Here is a 20,821-nt window from a genome sequence, read left to right as displayed (position 1 = left end):
AGACCGTCCGCAAATCAACAGCCATGCTCGACGCCGGGCGGGTCATATGACCGGCCTGGATGTCACGCAGGCGGGCGGGTAGAGCGTTGTGCATCGGCCGCCCCGCGTCGCATCTCGCGCCAGGTTCTGGCGGCATCGCCGGCAGGGCTTTGAGACCACGTGAGTGACAACCGGGGGTGGATGCGTTCGCACGGGGGGACGTCGGGGAAGTGGTCGCTAGGCGGACATACGAACTGTGTTGCTGTGATGACGCGGAAGTTGTCACTGACCCTGGCCGGAGCCAGGTCAAGGCGCGCCGCCGGTGGCAAGCCCCAAGAAGGGTGAGCGAGGAACTCCCTCTGCACCTTCCGTCCTCGGTCCGCAGATAGGTCGCAGCACCGCCCAGTTCAGGCGTCTGGTCCGATCCCGACCAACAGCACCAACGTGGCCTACTGCACGCCACTTCCTTGCCAACCAGAGCACGCTCATCAGTCGCGGTGCCCTGGCCGTTCCCGCGTATCGGCGGACTCATGCACCCACCGGGTCACACAGCGCCGCTCGGTCGGCAGCGCGGTGGCCAGGTTCGGTGGCGGGGACATTGCGAGAAATAGGGCATTTGCCCCATGCGCAGCCCTACCTCAGTCGACGAGTTTTCGGCTCGCCGGTGGGTAGCCGTGGGACGGCCTCGACCCCATCCACCCCTGTGGACGGGCGGGTGGGTGGCGGACCTCGGTGCGGAGGTGCCGTACGGCCGGGCGGGACGCCAGTCCCGACCCCGGTCCAGCCGCCCGGTAGCAGAGTGAGAGGGGCAGCCACGTTGTCCGAGGAGTTCGAGCCCAGAGGGCACCAACCTCCCGGGGTCGCGCGCGTCAGGACCCGTGAGCCAGTCATCGGCGTCGCGGCATGCGTGGGTGTGGAGCGCGTCCCGTGAGCCCCGCGCAGCGGGACCGGTCGGGCGTCGACGAGCCGCGGTTCCGCGACGCGCTTCGCGGGCTGCCAAGCCGCGTGTGGATCGTGAGCCTCGGCATCCTGATCAACCAGGTGGGCAACTTCCTGCCGGTGTTCATCGTGCTCTACCTGGTCGGAGGCGGCCACTCCGCCAGTGCCGCGGGACTCGTGCTGGGTGTCTCCGGTCTGGGCAAGGTGCTCGGCAACGCCGTCGGTGGCCAACTCGCCGACAGGATCGGCCGGCGATGGACCATCGTGCTGTCGGCCCTGACCACCGCCGGGCTGACCGCGGTCGCGCCGTTCCTCGGACCGCTCCCGGCCATCGTCGCGGTGGTCGGGCTCATCGGCGTGACGTCGCAGGTGTACCGTCCGGCCGCGGCGGCCGTGCTGGTCGACTCCGTGGCGGCGACCAACCAGCATCGGCTCGCTGCCTTCGGCGTGTTCCGGTTCGCGATGAACGTCGGCGCGGCCCTGGGCGGGGTCGTCGGTGGGGTGCTGGCCAGCACCTCATATGTGGGGCTCTTCCTCGCCAATGCCGCCGCTTGCCTGCTCTTCGGCGTGGTCATGGCCGTGCTGCTGAGGGATGCGCCCCTGGCGCGGTCCGACCGGGATGCCGCGGACGGGTGCGCGGACCGGGTGGTGGGGTACCCCCAGCTGCTCGCCGACCGTGTGCTGGTGCGGTTCCTGCTGATGACCGTGGTCGCCGAGTTCGTCTACATCCAGTCCTCTGTCGGCCTGCCCCTGCACGTCAGCGACGTGGGTCTGGGCGAGCGTCACTACGGCCTGCTCATCGGGCTCAACGGCTTGCTGGTGCTGGTCCTCGAGCTGCCCATCACCGGCGCGGTCTCCCGGTACCGCCCGGGGCACGTCCTTGCCGTCGGCAACCTGGTCACCGGTGTAGGCCTCGCGCTGACCGGGTTCACGACCGACATGGTCCTGCTGTCGGCGACGGTGCTCGTGTGGTCCCTCGGCGAGATGATCAACAGCTCAATCTCGCAGGCCTATGTGGGAAGTCTCGCTCCGCCGCGGATGGTCGGGCGCTACCAGGGGTTGCACGGCGTGGCGGCCACGATCGGTACGGGCGCCGGATCGCTCATCGGCGGGGCCTTGTACGCGATCGGCCCGTGGGCGCTGTGGACCCTGGTCGGTGCCGCGGGCGTCCTGTCCGCCCAGCTCGGTCTGCCGCCGCGCCGACGAGGACGCGGCCGACGGGACCCCGATGACCGAGGCGACGTCCCCGGACAGGCCAATCCTCGTGAGGCGTCTGTCGAACGGTGACCAGAAGCCGCGCCGTGGATCCCCGGGCCCAGGCCACAGACGTCCAAGGCCCACCTGTCGGTTGGTGACGGTCGAGGTCGCGGTCGACACCACCGCCAGAGGCGCGGGTACCGCGAGGCCATTACCCGCTGGTTCGGCGGCGACCTCGCAGCGACAGAACGACCGCGGACAGCAGGCACCCGGCGCTGGCCGCCCACCAACCCAGGCCCGACGAGCCCGAAGGTGCGGGGGAGGAGGCGGTCGGGGCGGCGGCCGGGGCGCCGGGGTGACCGACGCCCGACCACGACGAGGGGGTCGGCTGGGCAGTCTCCGTCGCCGGGGGGTCCGGGGCCGGCGCCGACGTCGAGCCGGCTGTGGCGGCCGCCGCCGACGTGCCGCTGACCGTGAAGCGGAGGGTCCCGGACATCACGTGGCCGTCCACCGACACGATGCGGTAGGTGACCGTCCACCGGCCCGCGCCGGGTCTGCCGGCGGGGACCGCGGCGGTCATCGTGCGCCCGTCGACCGCGGCGCGCACCGCCCGGGGGGCGCTCTTGCCCACCGCCACCGTGAGCATGGCGAAGTTCGAGAGCAGGTCCTCGTTGAAGGTCAGGCGAAGGCTCGTGGGGGGAGCCGACAGCACGGCGTTCTCAGCCGGACTCGTCTGCGTCAGCTCGGCATGGGCCTGCGCCACGGAAGCCCCGATGCCCAACGCACCCGCCGCCAACACCACCACGACGACCAGCCTGACGAGGGCTCGCGTCCGACGGCGACCGCCACCCGTCCGACCCGGAGCCCACTGGACCGCTCTCACGTGCTCCTCCCGTCGCCTCGCCGCGTCACTCAGCGCCGCACGCGCTGGGCGGCTGCGGCGGCGGACATCCTTCGCCCATCCAACCTAGGCAGCGGCTGCGGCGAGGGCGTCTGGTGCATGCGGGATCTCGTCATGGCACCAACGGGGGTTGACAGACCGCGCAACGGTTCTGGTCGCCCAAGCAACGGCACCGGTCCGACGTAGTACATGGGAAGGAAGGCGCGGCAGTACCCGGGTAGGAACGAGCGGCGCCGCGCCGATGCCACGCTGCTGAGAGGTGGGACGGGCTGCGTCACCGGGGGCGCTGCCACCGCACGGAATTGGCTTCATGAAGGGAACCCGAGATGACCAGTCGACGCGTGACGCGAAGGACCGCCGTCCAGCTGCTTGCGGCCACAGGGGCCGCGCTCATGGTTCCGCCCTTGTGGGGAGCCCGCCGCAGCGAGGCCCAGCTGGTCGCGGCAGCCGGGCCGGAGGCGACTCTGGGGCAGTGGGGTTCCCCGATGCCGGGGCCGTTCCCCCTCGTGGCGATCCATGCCACCCTGCTGCACACCGGCAAGGTGCTCCTGGTCGACAAGGTGGGCGCCTACCTCTGGGACCCGAGCGGCTCCGGCCACGTGCGCATCGACCCGCCGAACATCCTCTACTGCAGCGGCCACACCGTGCTGGGCAACGGCAACGTCCTGTTCGTCGGCGGGGTCAACCAGCGCGGGGCCCGGGGCCCGCGCTGGAACTACGAGTTCGACGTCGCTTCGAGCAGCTGGGTCCGCGGCCCGGACTCCCGGCGCGGCCGCTACTACCCCACGGTCTGCCTCCTGGCCGACGGGAGCGCCGTCATCACCAGCGGCAAGCTCGAGGACGGAAAGACCCTCAACGACGACGTCGAGGTCTACTCCAACAGGACCCTCCGCCTGGTCGGTGCCCGCGCGCTGCGGATGTACCCCCACATGTGGCTCATGCCGAACGGCCGCGTCCTGGTCAGTGACGTCTCGAACAAGACGTCCATCCTCGACCCGTCGAACTGGTCGTGGACGACCGCCCCCACGATGATCGCCAAGCGGACGGCGGGGGCGGGCGTGCTGCTGCCCGGCGGGCCCTCGGGCTCCACCCGCGTGCTCGTCACCGGCGGCCACAAGACCGGCACCGCCCCTCCCGCGGCATCGACCGAGACCTACGACGTGGCCACCCCCACCGTCAAGTGGCAGGCCCGGGCGTCCCTGCCGCAGGGGCGCTCGCACATGAACCTCGTCCTGCTGCCCGACGGCACGATGCTGGGTGTCGGCGGGACCCACATCGAGACCGCGCACCGGCAGAGCCTGCTCTACGACCCGGCCGCCAACACGTGGACCGGCATGGCGTCCCAGACGGAGGAGCGCGGCTACCACTCGACGGCCGTGCTGCTCCCCGACGGCAGGGTCCTCTCGGCCGGCGACAACTTCGCCCCGGGCGGCGGCAGCAAGCTCGAGATCTACTCGCCTCCCTACCTCTTCCGCGGGGCGCGGCCGGTGATCACCGCAGCCCCGTCCACCGCCACCTGGGGGGGCCGCCTGGACATCACGACACCGTCGGCCGTGCGCCGCGCGGTGCTCATGCGCCCCGCCTCGGTGACCCACACGAACGACATGAACCAGCGTCACGTCGAGCTCGCTTTCACCGCCGGTGGCGGCGGCATCGTCGCCACTGCACCACCGTCCCCGAACGTGGCGCCCCCGGGGTGGTACATGCTCTTCCTGCTCGACGACGCCGGTGTTCCCTCAGTGGCCCACTGGATCCGGCTCGGCACCTGACGTCCGCTCCACTTGTCCTGCGGACCTGCCGTCGCGAGAAGTCGTCGCCGGTGGGCCACCTAGCCGGTGTTGCGCATTCCGGCCGCGATGCCGTTGACGGTGAGCAGGAGCGCTCGCTCCAGCTCGGGGTCCTCCTCGCCGTCGCGGCGGCGCTGCAGGAGCTGGACCTGCAGGTGGTGCAGGGGCGCCAGGTAGTTGTCGCGGATCTCCAGGGTCGTCCTGAGGATGGGCTCGCGTTCGAGGAGCTCGCGGTCCCCGGTCACCTGCAGCAGCCGCTCGACGCTGAGTGCGTGCTCCGCGCGGATGTCGTCGAGGAGGTGGTGTGTCTCGGGGGGCGCGAGGGCGGCGACGTAGCGTGCCGCGATGTCCAGGTCGGTCTTGGCCAGGGTCATCGCGACGTTGTCGAGGAACGACCGGAAGAACGGCCAGGACTGGTACATCTCGCGCAGGTCGTCCCCCCAGTCCAGGGCAGCCGAGAGCCCCGAGCCCACGCCGAACCAGCCGGGGATGATCTGGCGCGACTGGGTCCAGCCGAACACCCACGGGATCGCCCTCAGACCGTCGAGACCGGCGTCCTGCTGGGGCCGCTTCGAGGGCCGCGAGCCGATGTGGAGGGCGCCGAGCAGGTCCGCGGGGGTGGAGGCGGTGAAGTATGCCGGCAGGTCCGGCTGGGTCACGAGGGTCTGGTAGCGGTCGTGGGCCGCTGCGGAGACCCGGTCCATGAGCGCGTCCCACTGCTCGCGCTGCTGCCGCGTCCGCCGGTCCGTGCGATGCAGGAGACTCGCCTCGAGGGTGCCGGCGAGGAGCAGCTCGAGGTTCTCGCGGGCCAGGACGGGCAGGTTGTACTTGTCGCTGATGACCTCGCCCTGCTCGGTGAGCTTGACGTCGCCGTCCACGGTGCCGAACGGGAGCGCCAGCAGCGCCTCGTACGTTGGTCCGCCGCCACGCCCCACCGAGCCGCCGCGGCCGTGGAAGAAGCGGATGCGGACACCATGACGGCGGGCCACGTCGTGGGCGATGCGCTGGGCGCGTTGGATCTGCCACTGGGACGAGGTGATTCCCCCCGCCTTGTTCGAGTCGGAGTAGCCGAGCATCACCTCCTGGAAGTTCCCGCGCACCTCGACGAGCCGTCGGTAGGAGGGGTCGCCGAGGAGGGCGTCGAGGATCGCTTCGACCCGGCTGAGCTCCTCCACCGTCTCGAGGAGGGGGACGAAGCCGATGTCGGCGCGTCCGGCTGCCAGGTCCACGAGCCCCGCCTCGCGGGCGAGCAGCACGGCGGCGAGCACGTCGTCGGCGTCGTGCGTCATCGAGATGATGTAGCTCTCGACTGCCCCCGCGCCGAGGACGTCCAGCGCCTCACGAACCACGGCGAAGGTCCCGATGGTCCGGTGGCCGTCCTCGTCCACCGGCGCGGGCTGGTGTGACAGCGGTCGGCGCAGCGTGAGCTCGTCGCTGAGCAGCTTCAACCGAGACGTCGAGTCCAGGTCGGCGTACGGCGCGTCGAGCGTTCCGAGGTGGTCGAAGAGCTGGCCCAGCACGGCGTGGTGCTTCTCGGAGTGCTCGCGGATGTCCAGGGTCGCCAGGGTGAAGCCGAAGGTGGCCACGGTGCGAAGGAGTCGCTGGAGGTCACCGTTGGCGACGACGGGACCCTGGTGGCGCTCGACCGAGGCGTGCAGCAGGGCCAGGTCCTGCAGCAGCTCGCGGTCGTTGCGGTAGTCCCGGCCGTCCTCGTGGGGTTGCCCGGCCAGAACTCGCCCCTCGGTGAGCCGCAGCCGCACGTCCACACAGGTCAGGAAGAGGCGGTAGGGCTCCTCGGCGTTGAGCCGGCGGTACCGGGGCTCGACCTCGGGAAGGGCCTCGAGCATGGAGTGGGTGCGGTCGCGGACGGCCTGGTCGACGGTGGTGAGCCGCTCACTCACGGACAGCTCACGCCGCAGGTCGTCGATCTTGCTGCGGATCGCGGCGATGCCGTGGCCCGCCTGCAGGGCCAGCACGTCGCGGGTCACCTGCGGGGTCACGGTGGGGTTGCCGTCCCGGTCGCCGCCGATCCAGCTGCCGAACCGCAGCGGGCTGTGGGTCAGCGGCAGGTCGAGGTCGCGGTCGTGGAGGTGCTCCCTCAGCCGGTCGACCACGTCGGGGACGGCTGCGCGTGCCAGGCCCTCGAGGTAGTACACGCCGTTGCGGGCCTCGTCCAAGGGCTCGGGCCGCCCTGCGCGGATCTGGTCGGTCTGCCAGAAGAGGTCGACGACCGCCTCGAGCTCGCGGGCGCGTCGCCGGCTCTCCGGCTCTGCGAGCAGTGCCGACACGCGGCGCAGCTTGTCGAGGTTGGTGCGCCGCGCGACCTCCGTGGGATGCGCCGTGAAGACCGGCCGCACCTCGAGCCGCTGAACGAGCTCGGCGACGTCCTCGTCCGGGATGGCGGCGTCGACGAGTGCCGCGAACGTGTGGTCGAGCGGCCCACCGTGCTCCGTGCGCGCCCGCTCCAGGGTCCGGCCGCGGTGGTGCTGCTCGGTGATGTTGGCGAGGTGGAAGTAGCTCGCGAAGGCCCGGGCCAGGGTCGTGGCGGATGCGGGATCCAGGCGGGGAAGCTGGTCGAGCGACTCGTCCTTGGCGGCCTGGCGCACCTGCTCGACGAGCTCGAGCAGGGCCTCGCCCTCGGTCTTCACCAGGGCCTGGCCCAGGAGCGACGTGACCAGCCGGACGTCCTTCCGCAGCGCGTCGCTGTGGTGCCTCTCCTCGCGATCCACTGACCCTCCATGCGCGTCGATGTTGCGTCCAGTCCGATCTTCGTGGAAGCAGCGCCCTCGGAAGGGAGGGGGTCGCATCGTGAACACCGGCGGCGACGGCATCCGGCTGCGGCGGGGCGGACGCTGCAACGACCAGGTCGCCTGAATCGTCGGGCGTGGGCGCCGCGGCGCCGGCGGCCAGGCCGGAACCGCGGGCGTCAGTTGCGGATCTGCAGAACGCTGGCCTGGCCGGGCTGATCCGGGTCGTCCACGATCTCGCGGCCGTCGAGCCACGACGAGATCACGTGCGCCAGCTCCCCGGGATGGCTGAAGTTGACGGCGTGCGCCGCACCCCTGATGAGAACGACGGTGACGTGCTCCGGTGCCATCCGCCCGACCTCCCTGACGCGGCGCGGCGAGGGCATGAGGGGGTCCCGGCTCCCGACCACGGCGAGGGCAGGCACCGGCGTGTGCAGGAGCCGCTCGAGGGAAGGGAACTCGGTCAGCTGTCGAAAGAGCCGCAGCGCGTTGAGCGGCCCGAAGCGCACGTAGTCCGGAACGGCCACGGGGACCATCCGGGGGCTCTCACGGGCGGCATCGACGGCGAGCTGGCCCAGCGCTCGTGCCAGCGGCTGGTTGTGCAGCCCGCCCGCCGGGGAGACCAGGACCAGGCGGTGCACCCGCTCGGGGGCCAGGTGTGCGACCTCGAGGCCGATCGGGCAGCCCATCGAGTTGCCCACGAGGACGACCTTGTCGAACCCCAGGGCGTCGATCGTCGCGAGCAGCGCGTCGGACAGGGCGGGGATCCCGAGCGTCCGGTCCCGGCGCTCGCTCCGCCCGTACCCGGGCAGGTCCGGGACCACGTTGAGGCTGTGGGCGGCCATCCGTCGCGCCGTCGGCATGAGGTAGGAGCCCGAGATCCCGAAGCCGTGCACGTGGACGATGGGCACGCCGCCGTCGACGCCGAGGCTGCGACGGTAGAACAGGCGCCTCCCCGCCACGGTCAGCGTCTCCTGCGTCCATCCCTGACCGTCACTCCGCACGCCGACGATCGTGGCAGTGAACGGCCGCTGCCGCCATCCGTCAGCGGGCTGAGGCCGGTCCCTCAGCAGCCCTGCGACGGTAGGCTTTCGCGACATGGCCCGTGCCGTGGCCGGCCCCCGATGGTCGAACCTGAACGCCGGACGCTGCATGGTGCAGGCCGTGTGCGTCCTGGTGCTCTTCAGCCTCGCGCGGGCGCTGGGGCTGCTGGGGCCGCCGGTGGTGTCAGCCGGCATCCTCACGCTGGCGATGGTCGTCGTCGCGTGGCGCGCCGGCGCATCGCTGGAGGACCTCGGGCTGGAGCGTGCCCGCGTGCGCGCAGGCCTGCGGTACGGCGGCGGCGCCTTCGTGGCTGTCCTGGTCGTCCTGCTCGTGGCCGCGGTGATTCCCGGAACGCGCCCCTTGCTCCAGGACACGCGAGCGGAGATCGATGGTGGACGGCTGGCCTACGAGCTGGGTGTGACGATCGTGCTGCTGACGGCGGTCCCCGAGGAGCTCGCCTTTCGGGGTGTCCTCCTGGGGGCGGGGCGCAAGCTGTGGGACGCGCGGCGTGCGGCCCTGGTCAGCTCCGCGCTGTTCGGCGTCTGGCACATCGAGCCCACCCTGGAGACGATGTCGGGCAACAGCGCGGTCGGTGGTGCCTCCGCCAGCCTCGGCGGGCAGGCGCTGTTGGTCCTCGGCGCGATCGCCGTGACGTTCGCCGCCGGCCTGGTCTTCTGCTGGCTCAGGCTGCGGTCGCGCAGCCTCGTGGCACCCCTCCTCGCGCACGTGGCGACCAACGGCCTCGGCCTGGCCGTCGCGTGGTTCACCCTCCACGCCGCACCGCTCGGCGGGTGAGCGGCCCTCGACGGCAGGCCCAGGGAGGGCTCGCGGCTCACTCCACCGCAGCGATGGTCTCCTTGAGGGCAGTCAGGTTGTCGGCGGTCAGGCCGGCGGGCCGCATCGCGGCATACCACCCGTCGACGTACTCGGTCGTGTACTTGTGGCCGTGTCCCGCCGGGACGCCCGTGGCGAAGGGGAGATCGGCGGTGACCTGCCAGAAGGTCACGAACGGGATCCACACCATCCCCTCCAGCACGTCCTTGCCGGGGGCCTCGGCGATCCAGTCGGGCTCGCTGGCGATGAGTCGCGGGCTCCACCAGACGATCGGGTCGGACGGGTGCATGAGGTACAGGACCCGGGTGCCGTCCCACGCCTGGTTCTCTGGCGGCATGGAGGTGCTCGCGTCGCTGGTGAAGCGCACCGTCCGGCCGTTCTTGTAGACCGGCTGGGCCTCGGGGCTGCCGGGGTCACGGTTGTCGCTGAACTCGCGAAACAGCGTGTTGAAGTTGGGCGGGCCGGCGAAGACCGTGCCAGCGGTGCGGTTGCGCAGGTCGTACTCACCGCTGAAGGCCGTCTCGCCGCCGAAGGACCCCAGGCTCTCACCGGCGACGAAGAGCTGCGGGCGCTGGTCCTGGGGCAGCTTCGACCACCGGTCATACACCGCGTCGTAGAGCGCTCGGCCCGCCTCGCGGGCCTTCTTCTGGTCGACGAGGTAGGAGAGCCACGACGGAAGGTACGAGTACTGGATGGCCACGGAGGCGGCGTCGCCGCTGCTGAGGTACTCGAAGGTGTCCACCAGCGCGGGGTCGACCCAGCCGCTTCCCGTCGTCGTGACGACCAGCAGGTTCGCCCGCTGGAAGCCACCGGCCCGCTCGAGGTCGTCGACCGCCAGGGCGGCCCGGGACTCGCTGTCATCGGCGGAGGCCAGACCCGCGTAGGCACGCACCGGCTCCTCGGCCGGACGAGGGATGATGGCCTCGATGTCCTCGCCAGTGGGGCCCTGGCCGGTGAACGCGCGTCCCTCACGGCCGAGCGAGTCCCACTCCACCAGGGAGCCCGGTCCGCCCGAGCGCAGGGCGCTGGTGGGGCGGGTGGTGCCCTCCTTCGTCGCGGTGTCGCGCACCGAGAACGCCTCGTCCATGGCAGTCACCAGGCCGTCGAGCAGGATGCCGGTGACGATCAGGTAGACCGTCGTGGACACCAGGATCCAGCCGGTTGCGGCCGCGGCGCGCCGTCCGAACCGGCGGCTGAGGAGCTCCGCCACCCAGCGGTACACGCGGCGTATGCCGCGGCCGAGCAGGAGGAAGAGGAAGAACACGAGGGCCGCGACGAAGGGCGAGGCGATGACCAGCGCGAGGTTGTGTTCGGTGACACCCATCAGGGCGCGGATCTCCCGCTGCCAGTACTGCCCCAGGCCGAAGGCGACGCCGAGCAGGACCGCGGCTCCGATCAGGAAGATGCGCCAGGACGAGCGCTGTGGTGTGCGGGCCTCCCGGTCGGCGTAGGCACGCCAGACCCACGCCGCGAGCACCCCGAGCCCGTAGCCGATGGCGGCGTCGATGCCGGCCACGATGCCTTGGAGGAGACCGCCACGCGGGAGGAGCGACGGGGTGAACGACAGGGCGGCGAAGAGGACGGCACCACAGCAGCCCGGGAGAGTGAAGTGGAACAGCCGGCGGAGCCTCCCGGCGCTCGGCGTGGTGGCAGCTCCGCTCGGTGCAGCAGGAGTCGAGCTGTCGGCGACAGCGGGGGGTGGTTCTTCGGCACTCACCTGACTGGTCATGGCTTCCTCGCTCCAAGGGTTGTCTGAGCCTGAGGGCAACGCCCCCACCGCGATGGGTCGGAGTTGGGGCTGGTTGCTGTCACCGCGGTCCTGCCCTCAGCCGAGGATGCGTCGCACGGTCGGCTCGGCGCGGTCCGCCACGTGGGCCATCACTCCACGGGCGCGCAGCCGGGCGACACCGTCGGCGGCGATCACGGTCGCGGGAACGGCCAGAATGAGCCCGACGATGCCGCCGACCAGCCCGCCCAGCGCGGTGACGACCAGCACGATCAGTGGGTGGATGTTGAGGGTCCGGCCCATGACCTTCGGCTCGACGAAGTTCTCCAGCAACAGGTTCGCGGCGAGGACGACCACGAGCATGACCGCGGCGGCGCCAAGGCCTCCGTTGCCGAGGGCGACGACCACGGCAAGGCCTCCGCCGAGGAAGGCGCCGATGTAGGGGATGTACCCGCCGATGAAGTTCACCACCATGATGGTGAAGATGAGAGGCAGGCCCAGCAGGAGGCTGGCGACGCCGATCACCACCGAGACGATCGCGGACATGACGGTGCGGCCCCTGCCGTAGTCGCGCAGGATCTGGCAGGAGTCGCCGATGAAGCCGTCGACGTCCTCGCGCAGGGGAGGGTCGATCCAGCTGACCAGCGAGCGGCGCAGGCTGGTGCCGTCCTTGACGAGGTAGTACATGATGAGCGCGCCGAGGATGAGGCCGCTGGCCAGGCCCACGAGCGTGCCGACTCCCGACACGAGCTCGGTGAGCAGACCGCCCCCGATCGTCGGGGCTGCCGTCGCGGCGGCATCACGAGCGGCGTCCAGGGCGGCGGGGTCGACCTCGAGTGAGCCGGCCGCGTTCGCCAGCGCCGCGTCGACCGAGGCACCGATCTGGTCCGCCTGGTCGATGACGCCGCGCACCGTCGCGACCCCCACGCCCGTGACCAGGGCCAAGAGCCCGAGCACCACCGCCCCCGCCGCGAGGCCAGGGGTGAACCGGTGCCTGATGAGGACCCCGGCCAGGGGTTTGAAGACGACAGCCAGGACAGCCGCGAAGGTCAGTGGCAGCACGATCTCGTTCACGGCGGCCAGGGACGTGACCACGATGCCCGTGACCAGCACGCAGCCGACGAAGGTCCACGCCCAGACCCCGAGCCTCGGGACCCACCGGACCAGGGCGGGGTTGGCAGCAGGCATCACCGTGTCGTCAGCCAGGCGCTCGGCGGCGGCTCGGCCGTCGGAGGCATCCGCGTTCGGCGTTCCGGACAAATCGAGTCGACCTCCTGTCCCGCTCCCGCGGCTTCGGTCGAGGAGGGGGCCACACGACCCCTCCCAGCCCCATGAGACCCCCACCTCGGTGCAGCGGCATCGTCCTGCCTGAATGAGACGGCGCACGGTGGGACGCACAGGACGCGGTGGCGCGCCCGCTGACAGCCGGGTCTGGGGCTAGGCGACCTCGGCGGAGAGCCTCCCCGAGTCGACCGCGTGCTGGAGCGCGGCATGGTCTCGCTCGTTCTGGTCGGCATAGAGCTCGGCGAACGTCGCGATGGCGCGGTCGAAGCGGTCACCGGTGCCGAGGTAGCTCGCGATCGCAGCCGCATCACCGGAACGTGCATGAGCTCGCGCCAGGGTCCAGCCGCAGAGCCTCCCGTACGCCGTGAGGGCAGGGGGGTCCATGGCCTCGACGACGGCGGAGCCCTTGCCGTCCCAGAGCTGGCGGACGTAGAAGTCCCTGCTCACCCCGTCCATCCCGTTGACCCGGATCCAGCCGAGGAGGATGTCGCTCGCGGACTGCATCAGCCGCTGGCCCTCGACGACCCGCTGACCGTGGTTGGCGTACCTGCTCTTCCCCAGGAACCCCTCCAGCACCGACGCCTGGGCCTCCTTGGCCTGGAGGAACAACGGGTCGTCACCGCCGTTGCCGAACATCAACAGGATCCAGGCTCGGGTTCCCACGCTGCCCACCCCGACGACCTTGCGGGCCGCGTCGGCGTAGTGGAATCCCTTGAGCAGGTGCCGGTGGTCCCCCTGGAGGCTGCGGCGGTACGAGCGGAGCACGTCACGCAGCGTGTCCTCCACCTGGTGGCGCTCGAGCTCGGGCAGCAGCTCCTCGAGGCGGACGATCAGGGGCGGGTCGCTGACGAGTCTGGGGCGACCGCCATCGTCGACGCGCACCAGCTTGTCGAAGGCCTTCATGCTGTCCCTGGCCTGGGCCTTGGCCACGTTCTTCTCGAAGCGCTTGACATCTCGCGCCTTCACGCCGCCCTCCAACAGGCCCCTGATCGCGTCGACGTCCAGGCGCGAGTACCACGTGTCGAGCTTCTTCATCTGAGCCAGCTCCTGCATGGCCTGGCGGTACTCCCGAGTCACGGCCAGCTCCACCGCCGTTCGTTCCGTGCTGGTGAAGCCCCGGTCGCGACCCGCCACCGCGAAGCTGGTCACGAGCCGCTTCACGTCCCACTCGAACGGGCCCGGCAGTGTCTCGTCGAAGTCGTTGAGGCTGAACACGAGCCGTCGGTCCGGGGCAGCGAAGACGCCGAAGTTCGACAGGTGCGCGTCACCGCACAGCTGAACCCACAGGGAGGTCCGCGGCGTGGCTGCCAGGTCGGCGGCCATCAGGTACGCGGCCCCGCGGTAGAAGGTGAAAGGCGACGCCAGCATCCGGCCGTAGCGGATGGGGACCAGCTCCTGCACCCGGCTGGCCGCCTGCTCCTCCAGGAGGGAGACAGGGTCGGGCCGGTCCGAGGCCGGCAGCCAGTCCCCGTGGGTGGCCCGAGGGACCGCGGCTCGCGCCGCTCGGCCTCGGGCAGCCCGCTCCGCCTGGGTGGGCGGCTCACCGCGCCTGTCCTGTTCCGGTACGCCGTCCGCCGAGGCGTGCGGGGGGTTCGTGGAGCTCGTCGTCGCCCGGTCCAGCGTCATCACACCATGTCAGCGCCTCGTCGGACCGGGCGCATCACCCCGCCGGGGTGATGCCGCCCGGCGACGTGGCGCCTGCTGTCGTGGCTACGGCCCGCTCTCCTCCTCGAGCTCCTCCTCGAGCTCCGCCTCGAGCACCGCGACCTCGATCGCGACCTCGAGCGCCTGCACGATCCTGCCCGTGGCTGCGGCGACGCGTGTGGTACCCACGATGGGTGCGACGGCGGCGAGGACGCCCCGGACCTGTTCGGCGTCGACACCGGTCTCGCGCGCCACGGCCAGGTTCATCAGGTACGAGACCGTTGGGGCATCGACCGCGACGAGCGCCGCGATGCGGACGAGCATGAGGGTCTGGGCGTCGAGGCTCGAGGTCTCGGCGGAGTCCGCGGTCATGCGCGCGATGAGGTCGAGGACCGGGGTCTCCGGCGTGGGAGCAGTCATGGTGGTGCCTTTCGCTCGAGGGTGGGGTGCCTGGTGCCTCCCTGCCCCACCACACCCCAACAGCGAGGGCGGCACATCGTCCTGCCTGCATGATGCGGCACGGCCGGGTGTCCTTCACTCCGGGAGGAACCCCGTTCGGCGAGCCGCTCGCGACACCAACCGCCCGAGCACGGCGCCCGAGGTCGCCCCGACGAGGACGTCGGCCGGGTAGTGCACGCCCGTGTACACACGGGAGAAGCCCACGACGGACGCTGCCACCCGCAGCGGCAGCCGCAGCGCCGGCAGGACGTCCCCGACGGCGACGGCGAAGGCAGCGGCGGACGCGGAGTGACCAGAGGGGAAGGACGTCGATGAGGGCATGCTCACCCTTCGCTCGTGCGGTACACCGAGATCATCACGGTCCGGGCGGCGGCGCTCGCCGGCCCGCTTCATCGGCTGGTTCACCACCAGTGAAGCCGTCCCGATGGCCGCGAGGCCGGTGGCCGCGGCGCGTCGGCCCAGTGGTCCGCCGAGCAGCGCGACGACTCCGGCCACGAGGAACCATGGCTTGGAGAAGTTGGCGAAGACCGAGGCCCTGCGCAGCGGCTCGTCCAGCAAGGGGGTCTGCATCTGCGCCACGGAACGGAACACGGCGCGGTCGTAGCGCGCCAAGCGGTGCAGGAGCGACGCGGCCCGCCGGCGGGACCGGGCCCCGGCACCGACCTCACCGCGCTCGAGCCGGCGCGCAAGCCGTTCCTCCACTGGCTCCAAGGGGTGGGCGTCGGGTGGCTCCAGGGGGAGTGGGTCGGACATCGTCTTCTCAGGGCTTCTGGTCTCGGTGGTTTTGGTCTCGGCCGAGGGCGATCCGCGCCAGCTCGGCCACGCCCGCCACCATCCCCTCGGGGATCATCGCCGAGGGCGAGGCACCGGGGTGCTGGCGGGCGATGCGCACGCGCAGGACCCCGGGTCGGATGCGGAAGTGCAGCGGCGCCTGGAGGACAACCGTCTCACCGTCGATGCCCGCCGGGACGGGCTGTTCCGCGTCGATCTCGAACGCCGGCGCGGACCACTCGCGCCACGGGCGCTGCGACGAGCCTCCTTCCTCTCCTCCACCGGTGGGTGAGCCGAGCACGGTGATGCCGAGCAGGCCGTCATCGATGCGTGGGCGCGTGCCAGATCCCACAGCGCGGCCGAGCCGGTAGCGGTTGTTCGAGACCAGCACCGCGGCGCCACCACGGTGCTCCTGCCCGCCCGGTCCACGCCACCGCATGTCCGGCTCGCCGCCGCCCGGGCCGAGAACGTCCGGCACCGTGTCGAGCAGTGTGCGGATCTTCGCGTCGCGGTAGCCGGTGCGCTGGACGGCTTCGGCGTAGAGCCCGAGGGAGACGTTGTTGACGAACACCCGGCCGTTGACCTCGGCGAGGTCGACCCGCCGCTCACCGCCGTCGACGAACGCGTCGAGCGCCCCCACGACGTCGTCGCGGTCGACGCCGAGGTCGAGCGCGAAGTGGTTGCGGGTGCCGGCAGGCACGCACGCGTACGGGAGCCCGCACTCGGCGGCGACGGCCGCCACGACCGCCTGCGAGCCGTCCCCACCGGCCATCGCGAGCCCGTCCGCGCCGCGCTCGACCGCACTTCGGACCAGTGCCTCGAGGTCGTCGCCGGCCTTCAGCTCGATGGGTTCGATGCCGCGCTGGGCCGCCTCCTTGGCGAGCGCGAAGCGCTCGGCCTTGCCGCCGCCGGAGCGCGGGTTGAAGAAGAGCACCGGATGACTCGGAGCGGGCGCACTCGGCAGGTCGACGTGGACCGGCAGGGCGGCACGCGCGGCAGCGAGGGTCCCCAGGAGCCCCGCCACGACCAACAGGTCGACGAGGGGCGCCCCGCGGGTCAGGACCAGGACCAGCGCACCGCCGAGCGCAAGGCCGGCGGCGACCAGTCCCGCCACCCTCGCGGCACCCCGCCGGACCACCGCGTACCAGGCGCAGGCCCCGGCGAGGAGAACGAGGGCGCTCAGGAACAGCCCGCGCGGGAACTGCCTCACCGCGACGACCAGGGCAAGCACGCACGTGGCCACGCCCACCAGCAGGGCCAGGGCCGCCCACCATCGCCGTGTCATGGCACTGTGCCTCGGGCTGTCACCCTCGGACCGTAGGAGGCGAGCGGGGCGACGGGCATCCCGCAGCAGGGATGATTCCTGCCGGCTGCACCGCCGGCCGCGGCGTGCCTGCTCGCCGGCAGGAGCCCGGACGACCCCAGGCGTTCGGACGATCCCACGCGTCGGTCGGCGCGGACCTCGTCAATGTTGCGCATGTCCGATAGGCCCGGACTAGGCCGACTGCGGATGTCGGCGCCACCAGCGGCGTGCCTACGGTGGCCAACGCAGGCACACACAGGAAGTGGGGCCCGACCATGCGCCAGCTCACGCGTCGTCACCGCAGGCCGACCGACCCAGGCACCGCAGGGGGTCGGGTACCCGCCCCGCCGGGGGCGGGCCGGGAGACCGGCTGGCGCCGACTGCCTCGAGGTGCCAGGGCTGGGGCGGTGCTGGCCGTCCTCGCGCTCAGCTGCGCCGGTCTCGGCTCGCCAGCCACGGCGGAGCCCGTCGACGACGGACTGAACCCGGGCGGGGTGACACGGTTCGCGGAGCGCGTCAGGGTGAACGTCGTCTTCGTCGGCTTCGACGAGGGCGACGCCGCGTGGAGTGCCGTCCGGTCCGAGCTGCCCGCGACCGCCGAGCCCATCGTGCGCTCGCGTGCCTTCTACGGGATCAGCGAGCCGCTCGGCCTGCGCTACTCCTACGACTACCGACCGCACTACACCAGCAAGTCATGGGAGGACGGGTTCTTCCGCCACCTCTCCTCCATCGCGGTCGCGAAACCGCTCACCGAGCTCCAGCAGGCGTACAACGAGCAGGCGGGTCGGCTCGACGTGACCGAGAACCACTGGATCGACGCGACCGCGGTCGAGAAGCGACTGATCGACTCGGCACCCCCACAGGTCGACACCCAGCAGCCCACGGTCTTCTTCATCAACTGGTATGGCCGCAGCGACTTCAGGTTCCACGTCTACACCAAGACCGGGGAGCCGGACCCCGACACCGGCCACGACTTCGGCACCAACGACAGCCGCAAGCTCGTGGCCTGGGGCGGCACGACCCCCGATGACGAGGAGACCGGGCTCGGCCGGGCACGCGGGGTCAACCGGGTCTGGTTCTACGACCTGTCGGCGGGACCGGAGGCGTGGGGCGGCAGCTTCGACATCACCAACCCCGACCTCGACGGCGACGGGGCGGCCGACTACCGGATCCCCGTCTCCTGGGAGTACGGCTCCTACCGGGCGAAGGCGGAGCTCCCTCACGACCTCGGGAAGGTCGTCCGCTGGGTTGGGCTGAACCTGCTGTTCACGTCGTCACCGCTGTACCCGCCGTACCTCACCGCCGACCGGCAGCCGGGGACCGTCGACCTCGACGTCAACACGGTCGAGGGTTGGCCGGGGGTCGACGCCTCACGCCGTTACATCAAGCGCGACCTCTTCCTCAGCGAGGAACGCGAGCTCCCGACCGGGGTGACGCTCACGTCGGACTCCCAGGACCTGCCCTTCGCGGGCGAGCTCCGGCGCTGCTACGCGCTGTTCGTCACCGACGTACCGTGCTACCAGCGTTACTCCAGCTACCCGGCCTTCGCCAACCTCTTCCTCAGCGCCGCGCTCAACCGGGACCGCTTCCTCGACGGCGACCGCGACCACGAGGCGGCGATGCTCAACTACGCGACCAGCGACCCGTCGCTGGACCCGGGGTTCCTGGGGTTCGCCGACGACAACTGGCTCGATGGGACCCAGAGCGGGGTCTTCAGCTTCGTCTACCCGCGGGCGGTCGACATCGGGTACGGGCTGACGACGACGATGATCCACGAGTACGGCCACCACTCGTCGATGAGCCACCCCCACGACGGGTACGACCCAGCCTCGGGCACCGACTACGAGCCCACCGGCGACTACTTCTTCGCCTGGCTCGGCGACGAGTCGAACTCGATGATGAGCTACATCGACCTCAACTGGGACTTCAGCCAGTTCGACCGTGACAACTCGGCCCGTCACCACGCCAGCGGCTATGCCCTGCTCGCGAACCGGGTGGCCGAGGACATCCTCGACTCGCGCCACGCCGACCGTGCCGAGGAGGACCTCGCTGCGGCCGACCGCGCCCTCCGGAGGGCCCAGGATGCCGTGGCCGGCCACGACTACACCGCGATGCTCCAGCACGCCGAGGAGGCGTACCGCCACGTGGTGGCCGGGGCGGACCGCGCCGACGTGCAGGTGAGGGTCCGCCAGCCCAGCACGTGGACCCTGGACCCGCCGGCCGAGGGTGACCGCGGCGTCCGGGCCTCCAAGATGCCGCCGTCGGCCATCGACCTCGCGGCGTGGACCCACCACAAGCGGATGATGCCCTGAGACCGGCGGGGGTGAGCGCCCCGCGCGGTCAGTCCGCTCCCACCCGCCCCGGTCCGCTCCCGCGCGGCCCCGCGACAGGCCCGCAGGTCAGAACACGGCGTTGAGGGCGTTCCAGCCGGCGCCGACGCGCACCCGGGGCAGCCAGCCGCCGCTGCTGCGGCGCGGGTAGAGCCACAAGGTGCCACCGGCGTCCCGGGCCAGCACGTCGGCCGTGCGGTCGCCGTTGAGGTCGCCCGGCCCCACCAGTGCGGTCATGACGTTCCACCCGGTGCCGACGCGCACCCGGGGCAGCCAGCCGCCGGTGCCGTTGCCGCGGTACAGCCAGAGGTAGCCCGTGGCCCCTTCTCGGGCCAGCACGTCAGCGGCCCCGTCGCCGTCGAGGTCCCCGGGCCCGATGAGGCTGTTGAACACGTTCCACCCGGTGCCGACGCGGACCCGGGGCAGCCAGCCGCCGGTGCCGTTGCCGCGGTACAGCCACAGGTACCCGGTGGCTCTCTCCCGCGCGAGGACGTCGACGCGCTGGTCCCCGTCGAAGTCGCCCGGCCCGATGAGGCTGCTGAAGATGTTCCACCCGGTGCCGACCCGGACCCGCGGCAGCCAGCCGCCGGTGCCGTTGCCGCGGTACAGCCACAGGTCGCCGTCGGTCCTCTCCCGCGCGAGCACGTCCTGGGGTCCGTCGCCGTTGACGTCGCCGGGCGTCTCCAGCGCGCTGAAGACGGCCCAGCCCGCGCCGATGCGTGCGCCCGCGGTGATGGCTCCGCGCCCCGTCCCGGCGTACAGCCGGAGGTCTCCGGTGGCCGACACCCGGGCCAGAACGTCGTTGTTCCAGTCTCCGCTGAACTCCGCCGTCGACCCCGAGAGCGTTGATGCGGGCATCGGCAGTGGAGTGAACGCGTAGGGGTCGCAGGTGAGGTCGTAGTCGCGCAGGTCGTCGTACCACTGGGCGAGGTGGACCCGCCCCCCGGAGAAGCTGGCCTGGTGGCACCGGTCGAGCGCCTCGGTCGGCGTGTCCAGCCGTCCTGCCGTGGCCCAGACCGGCACGCCCGGCAGCCGCCACGAGCCCGTGATCGTCTGCCACCCCGTGAGGTAGGAGTACAGGCCGTAGGCGAACCCGGCGTCGCGCAGCCCGCGCATCAGACCCTCGACGACGTAGCGGTTCTCGCGCTGCTGGCTGGCCGTGCCCGTGGGCCAGGGCTGTGCGGCCCGGGGTTCGACGTCGATCCACACGACCGGTGGTGCGAACCCGAGCCGGGCGAGGGTCTCCACCGCGAACCGTGCTTCGGAGTACCCGGCATTGGAGAGCTGCCCCGCCCGGCTGCTCGGGGACCACGGCCCCCGGGCGCGGTAGGTGCTGAGCTGGGCAGTGGTGGGGAAGGCGGCCATGGTGTACGCGTGGGCGGGTTTGCCGTTGTCCCGCACCCAGGCCACCTGCTCGGCGACACACGGGTTCTCGGTGAAGGGCAGGCCCCGGGTGAGGCCGACGATGACGAACCGCGTCGTGGGTGGTGGCAGGGGAAGCCCGAACCCGCCGTCGGCCTCGGAGCACTGCGGCCAGGAGATGTCGTGGCCGTACAGCGGCGCCGCCCGAGCCGCGGGAGCGGCGTTGAGCAGCAGGCCGAGGACGACGACCAGGACCGCCGCCAGGGCGACCGGGAACCGGCGGGTGCGGCCGGCTCGCGCGTTGTGGGGCGGCAGGTTCGCGAGGGCCCGGGCGGTCCGGGGGGTCATGCGACCAGTCTCGGGCGGGCCGTGCTGGCCAGGGCAGAGCCTTCCGGCCCCTTCGCCCCGCGGGGCGTCCGCCCGGCAGCGAGGCGTGCGTGTGAAGCGTTGCCGAGGGCCCCGGGCCCACGGTCCGCCGGTCCGGTCGACGCGACCGTCCTTCGGGTCGTTGGGC

General features: G+C 71.7%; 14 protein-coding genes. 4 read left to right on the top strand and 10 right to left on the bottom strand.

What is annotated here, in order from left to right; genetic code table 11:
* Positions 1 to 906: 906 nt before the first annotated feature.
* Positions 907 to 2,205, top strand: a complete 1,299-nt coding sequence (locus VIB11_RS03845; RefSeq protein WP_332028529.1) for an MFS transporter — start codon at positions 907 to 909, stop codon at positions 2,203 to 2,205.
* 121 nt (positions 2,206 to 2,326) lie between these two features.
* On the opposite strand, the gene VIB11_RS03840 is transcribed toward VIB11_RS03845, so the two are convergent.
* Complete coding sequence (locus VIB11_RS03840; RefSeq protein ID WP_332028527.1) at positions 2,327 to 2,998, bottom strand: copper resistance CopC family protein; 672 nt, start codon at positions 2,996 to 2,998, stop codon at positions 2,327 to 2,329.
* Positions 2,999 to 3,342: 344 nt separating this feature from the next.
* On the opposite strand from VIB11_RS03840, the gene VIB11_RS03835 reads away from it, so the two are divergent.
* Positions 3,343 to 4,785, top strand: coding sequence for a galactose oxidase-like domain-containing protein (locus VIB11_RS03835; protein WP_332028525.1), 1,443 nt, complete (start codon positions 3,343 to 3,345; stop codon positions 4,783 to 4,785).
* Between the two features lie 59 nt (positions 4,786 to 4,844).
* Here the strand turns inward: VIB11_RS03835 and ppc are convergent, their stop codons facing one another.
* Together ppc and VIB11_RS03825 are read right to left on the bottom strand one after the other, a co-directional pair.
* Positions 4,845 to 7,532: a phosphoenolpyruvate carboxylase gene (gene ppc / locus VIB11_RS03830; RefSeq protein ID WP_332028523.1), complete on the bottom strand. Its 2,688-nt coding sequence runs from the start codon at positions 7,530 to 7,532 to the stop codon at positions 4,845 to 4,847.
* A gap of 197 nt (positions 7,533 to 7,729) precedes the next feature.
* Positions 7,730 to 8,554, bottom strand: coding sequence for an alpha/beta fold hydrolase (locus VIB11_RS03825; RefSeq protein ID WP_332028521.1), 825 nt, complete (start codon positions 8,552 to 8,554; stop codon positions 7,730 to 7,732).
* A 94-nt stretch (positions 8,555 to 8,648) separates the two neighbouring features.
* On the opposite strand from VIB11_RS03825, the gene VIB11_RS03820 reads away from it, so the two are divergent.
* On the top strand, positions 8,649 to 9,389 hold the full coding sequence (locus VIB11_RS03820) for a CPBP family intramembrane glutamic endopeptidase (RefSeq protein ID WP_332028519.1): 741 nt from the start codon (positions 8,649 to 8,651) through the stop codon (positions 9,387 to 9,389).
* A 37-nt stretch (positions 9,390 to 9,426) separates the two neighbouring features.
* Here the strand turns inward: VIB11_RS03820 and VIB11_RS03815 are convergent, their stop codons facing one another.
* The 6 genes from VIB11_RS03815 to VIB11_RS03790 all read right to left on the bottom strand — a co-directional run bounded on the left by VIB11_RS03815 (position 9,427) and on the right by VIB11_RS03790 (position 16,597).
* Positions 9,427 to 11,157, bottom strand: a complete 1,731-nt coding sequence (locus VIB11_RS03815; RefSeq protein ID WP_332028517.1) for an alpha/beta hydrolase — start codon at positions 11,155 to 11,157, stop codon at positions 9,427 to 9,429.
* 96 nt (positions 11,158 to 11,253) lie between these two features.
* Complete coding sequence (locus VIB11_RS03810; protein ID WP_332028515.1) at positions 11,254 to 12,342, bottom strand: AI-2E family transporter; 1,089 nt, start codon at positions 12,340 to 12,342, stop codon at positions 11,254 to 11,256.
* 249 nt (positions 12,343 to 12,591) lie between these two features.
* On the bottom strand, positions 12,592 to 14,064 hold the full coding sequence (locus VIB11_RS03805) for a DUF2252 domain-containing protein (RefSeq protein WP_332028513.1): 1,473 nt from the start codon (positions 14,062 to 14,064) through the stop codon (positions 12,592 to 12,594).
* 84 nt (positions 14,065 to 14,148) lie between these two features.
* Positions 14,149 to 14,502, bottom strand: coding sequence for a carboxymuconolactone decarboxylase family protein (locus VIB11_RS03800; RefSeq protein WP_332028511.1), 354 nt, complete (start codon positions 14,500 to 14,502; stop codon positions 14,149 to 14,151).
* Positions 14,503 to 14,616: 114 nt separating this feature from the next.
* Positions 14,617 to 15,294, bottom strand: coding sequence for a phosphatase PAP2 family protein (locus tag VIB11_RS03795; RefSeq protein WP_332028509.1), 678 nt, complete (start codon positions 15,292 to 15,294; stop codon positions 14,617 to 14,619).
* Between the two features lie 7 nt (positions 15,295 to 15,301).
* Entirely contained in the window at positions 15,302 to 16,597 is a 1,296-nt protein-coding gene (locus VIB11_RS03790; RefSeq protein WP_332028507.1) for a diacylglycerol/lipid kinase family protein, read from the bottom strand.
* Positions 16,598 to 17,022: 425 nt separating this feature from the next.
* Here VIB11_RS03790 and VIB11_RS03785 point away from each other — a divergent pair, with 425 nt between their 5' ends.
* Positions 17,023 to 18,927, top strand: a complete 1,905-nt coding sequence (locus tag VIB11_RS03785) for a hypothetical protein (protein WP_332028506.1) — start codon at positions 17,023 to 17,025, stop codon at positions 18,925 to 18,927.
* Between the two features lie 87 nt (positions 18,928 to 19,014).
* On the opposite strand, the gene VIB11_RS03780 is transcribed toward VIB11_RS03785, so the two are convergent.
* Positions 19,015 to 20,655 (bottom strand): FG-GAP-like repeat-containing protein, encoded by a 1,641-nt coding sequence (locus VIB11_RS03780; RefSeq protein ID WP_332028504.1) that lies wholly within the window; start codon positions 20,653 to 20,655, stop codon positions 19,015 to 19,017.
* Positions 20,656 to 20,821: the final 166 nt, after the last annotated feature.

This window comes from Pedococcus sp. (genome assembly GCF_036554925.1).
GTDB lineage: Bacteria > Actinomycetota > Actinomycetes > Actinomycetales > Dermatophilaceae > Pedococcus_A.
Note: the sequence above shows the minus strand (reverse complement) of the source record. Positions and strands in the feature narration are given on the sequence as shown.

What these genes read in the sequence shown, in the direction of transcription:
- VIB11_RS03810 (WP_332028515.1), bottom strand. Translation starts at nt 12,342, where the DNA reads ATGCCTGCTGCCAACCCCGCCCTGGTCCGGTGGGTCCCGAGGCTCGGG.
- VIB11_RS03780 (WP_332028504.1), bottom strand. Translation starts at nt 20,655, where the DNA reads ATGACCCCCCGGACCGCCCGGGCCCTCGCGAACCTGCCGCCCCACAAC.
- VIB11_RS03805 (WP_332028513.1), bottom strand. Translation starts at nt 14,064, where the DNA reads ATGACGCTGGACCGGGCGACGACGAGCTCCACGAACCCCCCGCACGCC.
- VIB11_RS03820 (WP_332028519.1), top strand. Translation starts at nt 8,649, where the DNA reads ATGGCCCGTGCCGTGGCCGGCCCCCGATGGTCGAACCTGAACGCCGGA.
- VIB11_RS03835 (WP_332028525.1), top strand. Translation starts at nt 3,343, where the DNA reads ATGACCAGTCGACGCGTGACGCGAAGGACCGCCGTCCAGCTGCTTGCG.
- VIB11_RS03795 (WP_332028509.1), bottom strand. Translation starts at nt 15,294, where the DNA reads ATGTCCGACCCACTCCCCCTGGAGCCACCCGACGCCCACCCCTTGGAG.
- VIB11_RS03790 (WP_332028507.1), bottom strand. Translation starts at nt 16,597, where the DNA reads ATGACACGGCGATGGTGGGCGGCCCTGGCCCTGCTGGTGGGCGTGGCC.
- VIB11_RS03815 (WP_332028517.1), bottom strand. Translation starts at nt 11,157, where the DNA reads ATGACCAGTCAGGTGAGTGCCGAAGAACCACCCCCCGCTGTCGCCGAC.
- VIB11_RS03800 (WP_332028511.1), bottom strand. Translation starts at nt 14,502, where the DNA reads ATGACTGCTCCCACGCCGGAGACCCCGGTCCTCGACCTCATCGCGCGC.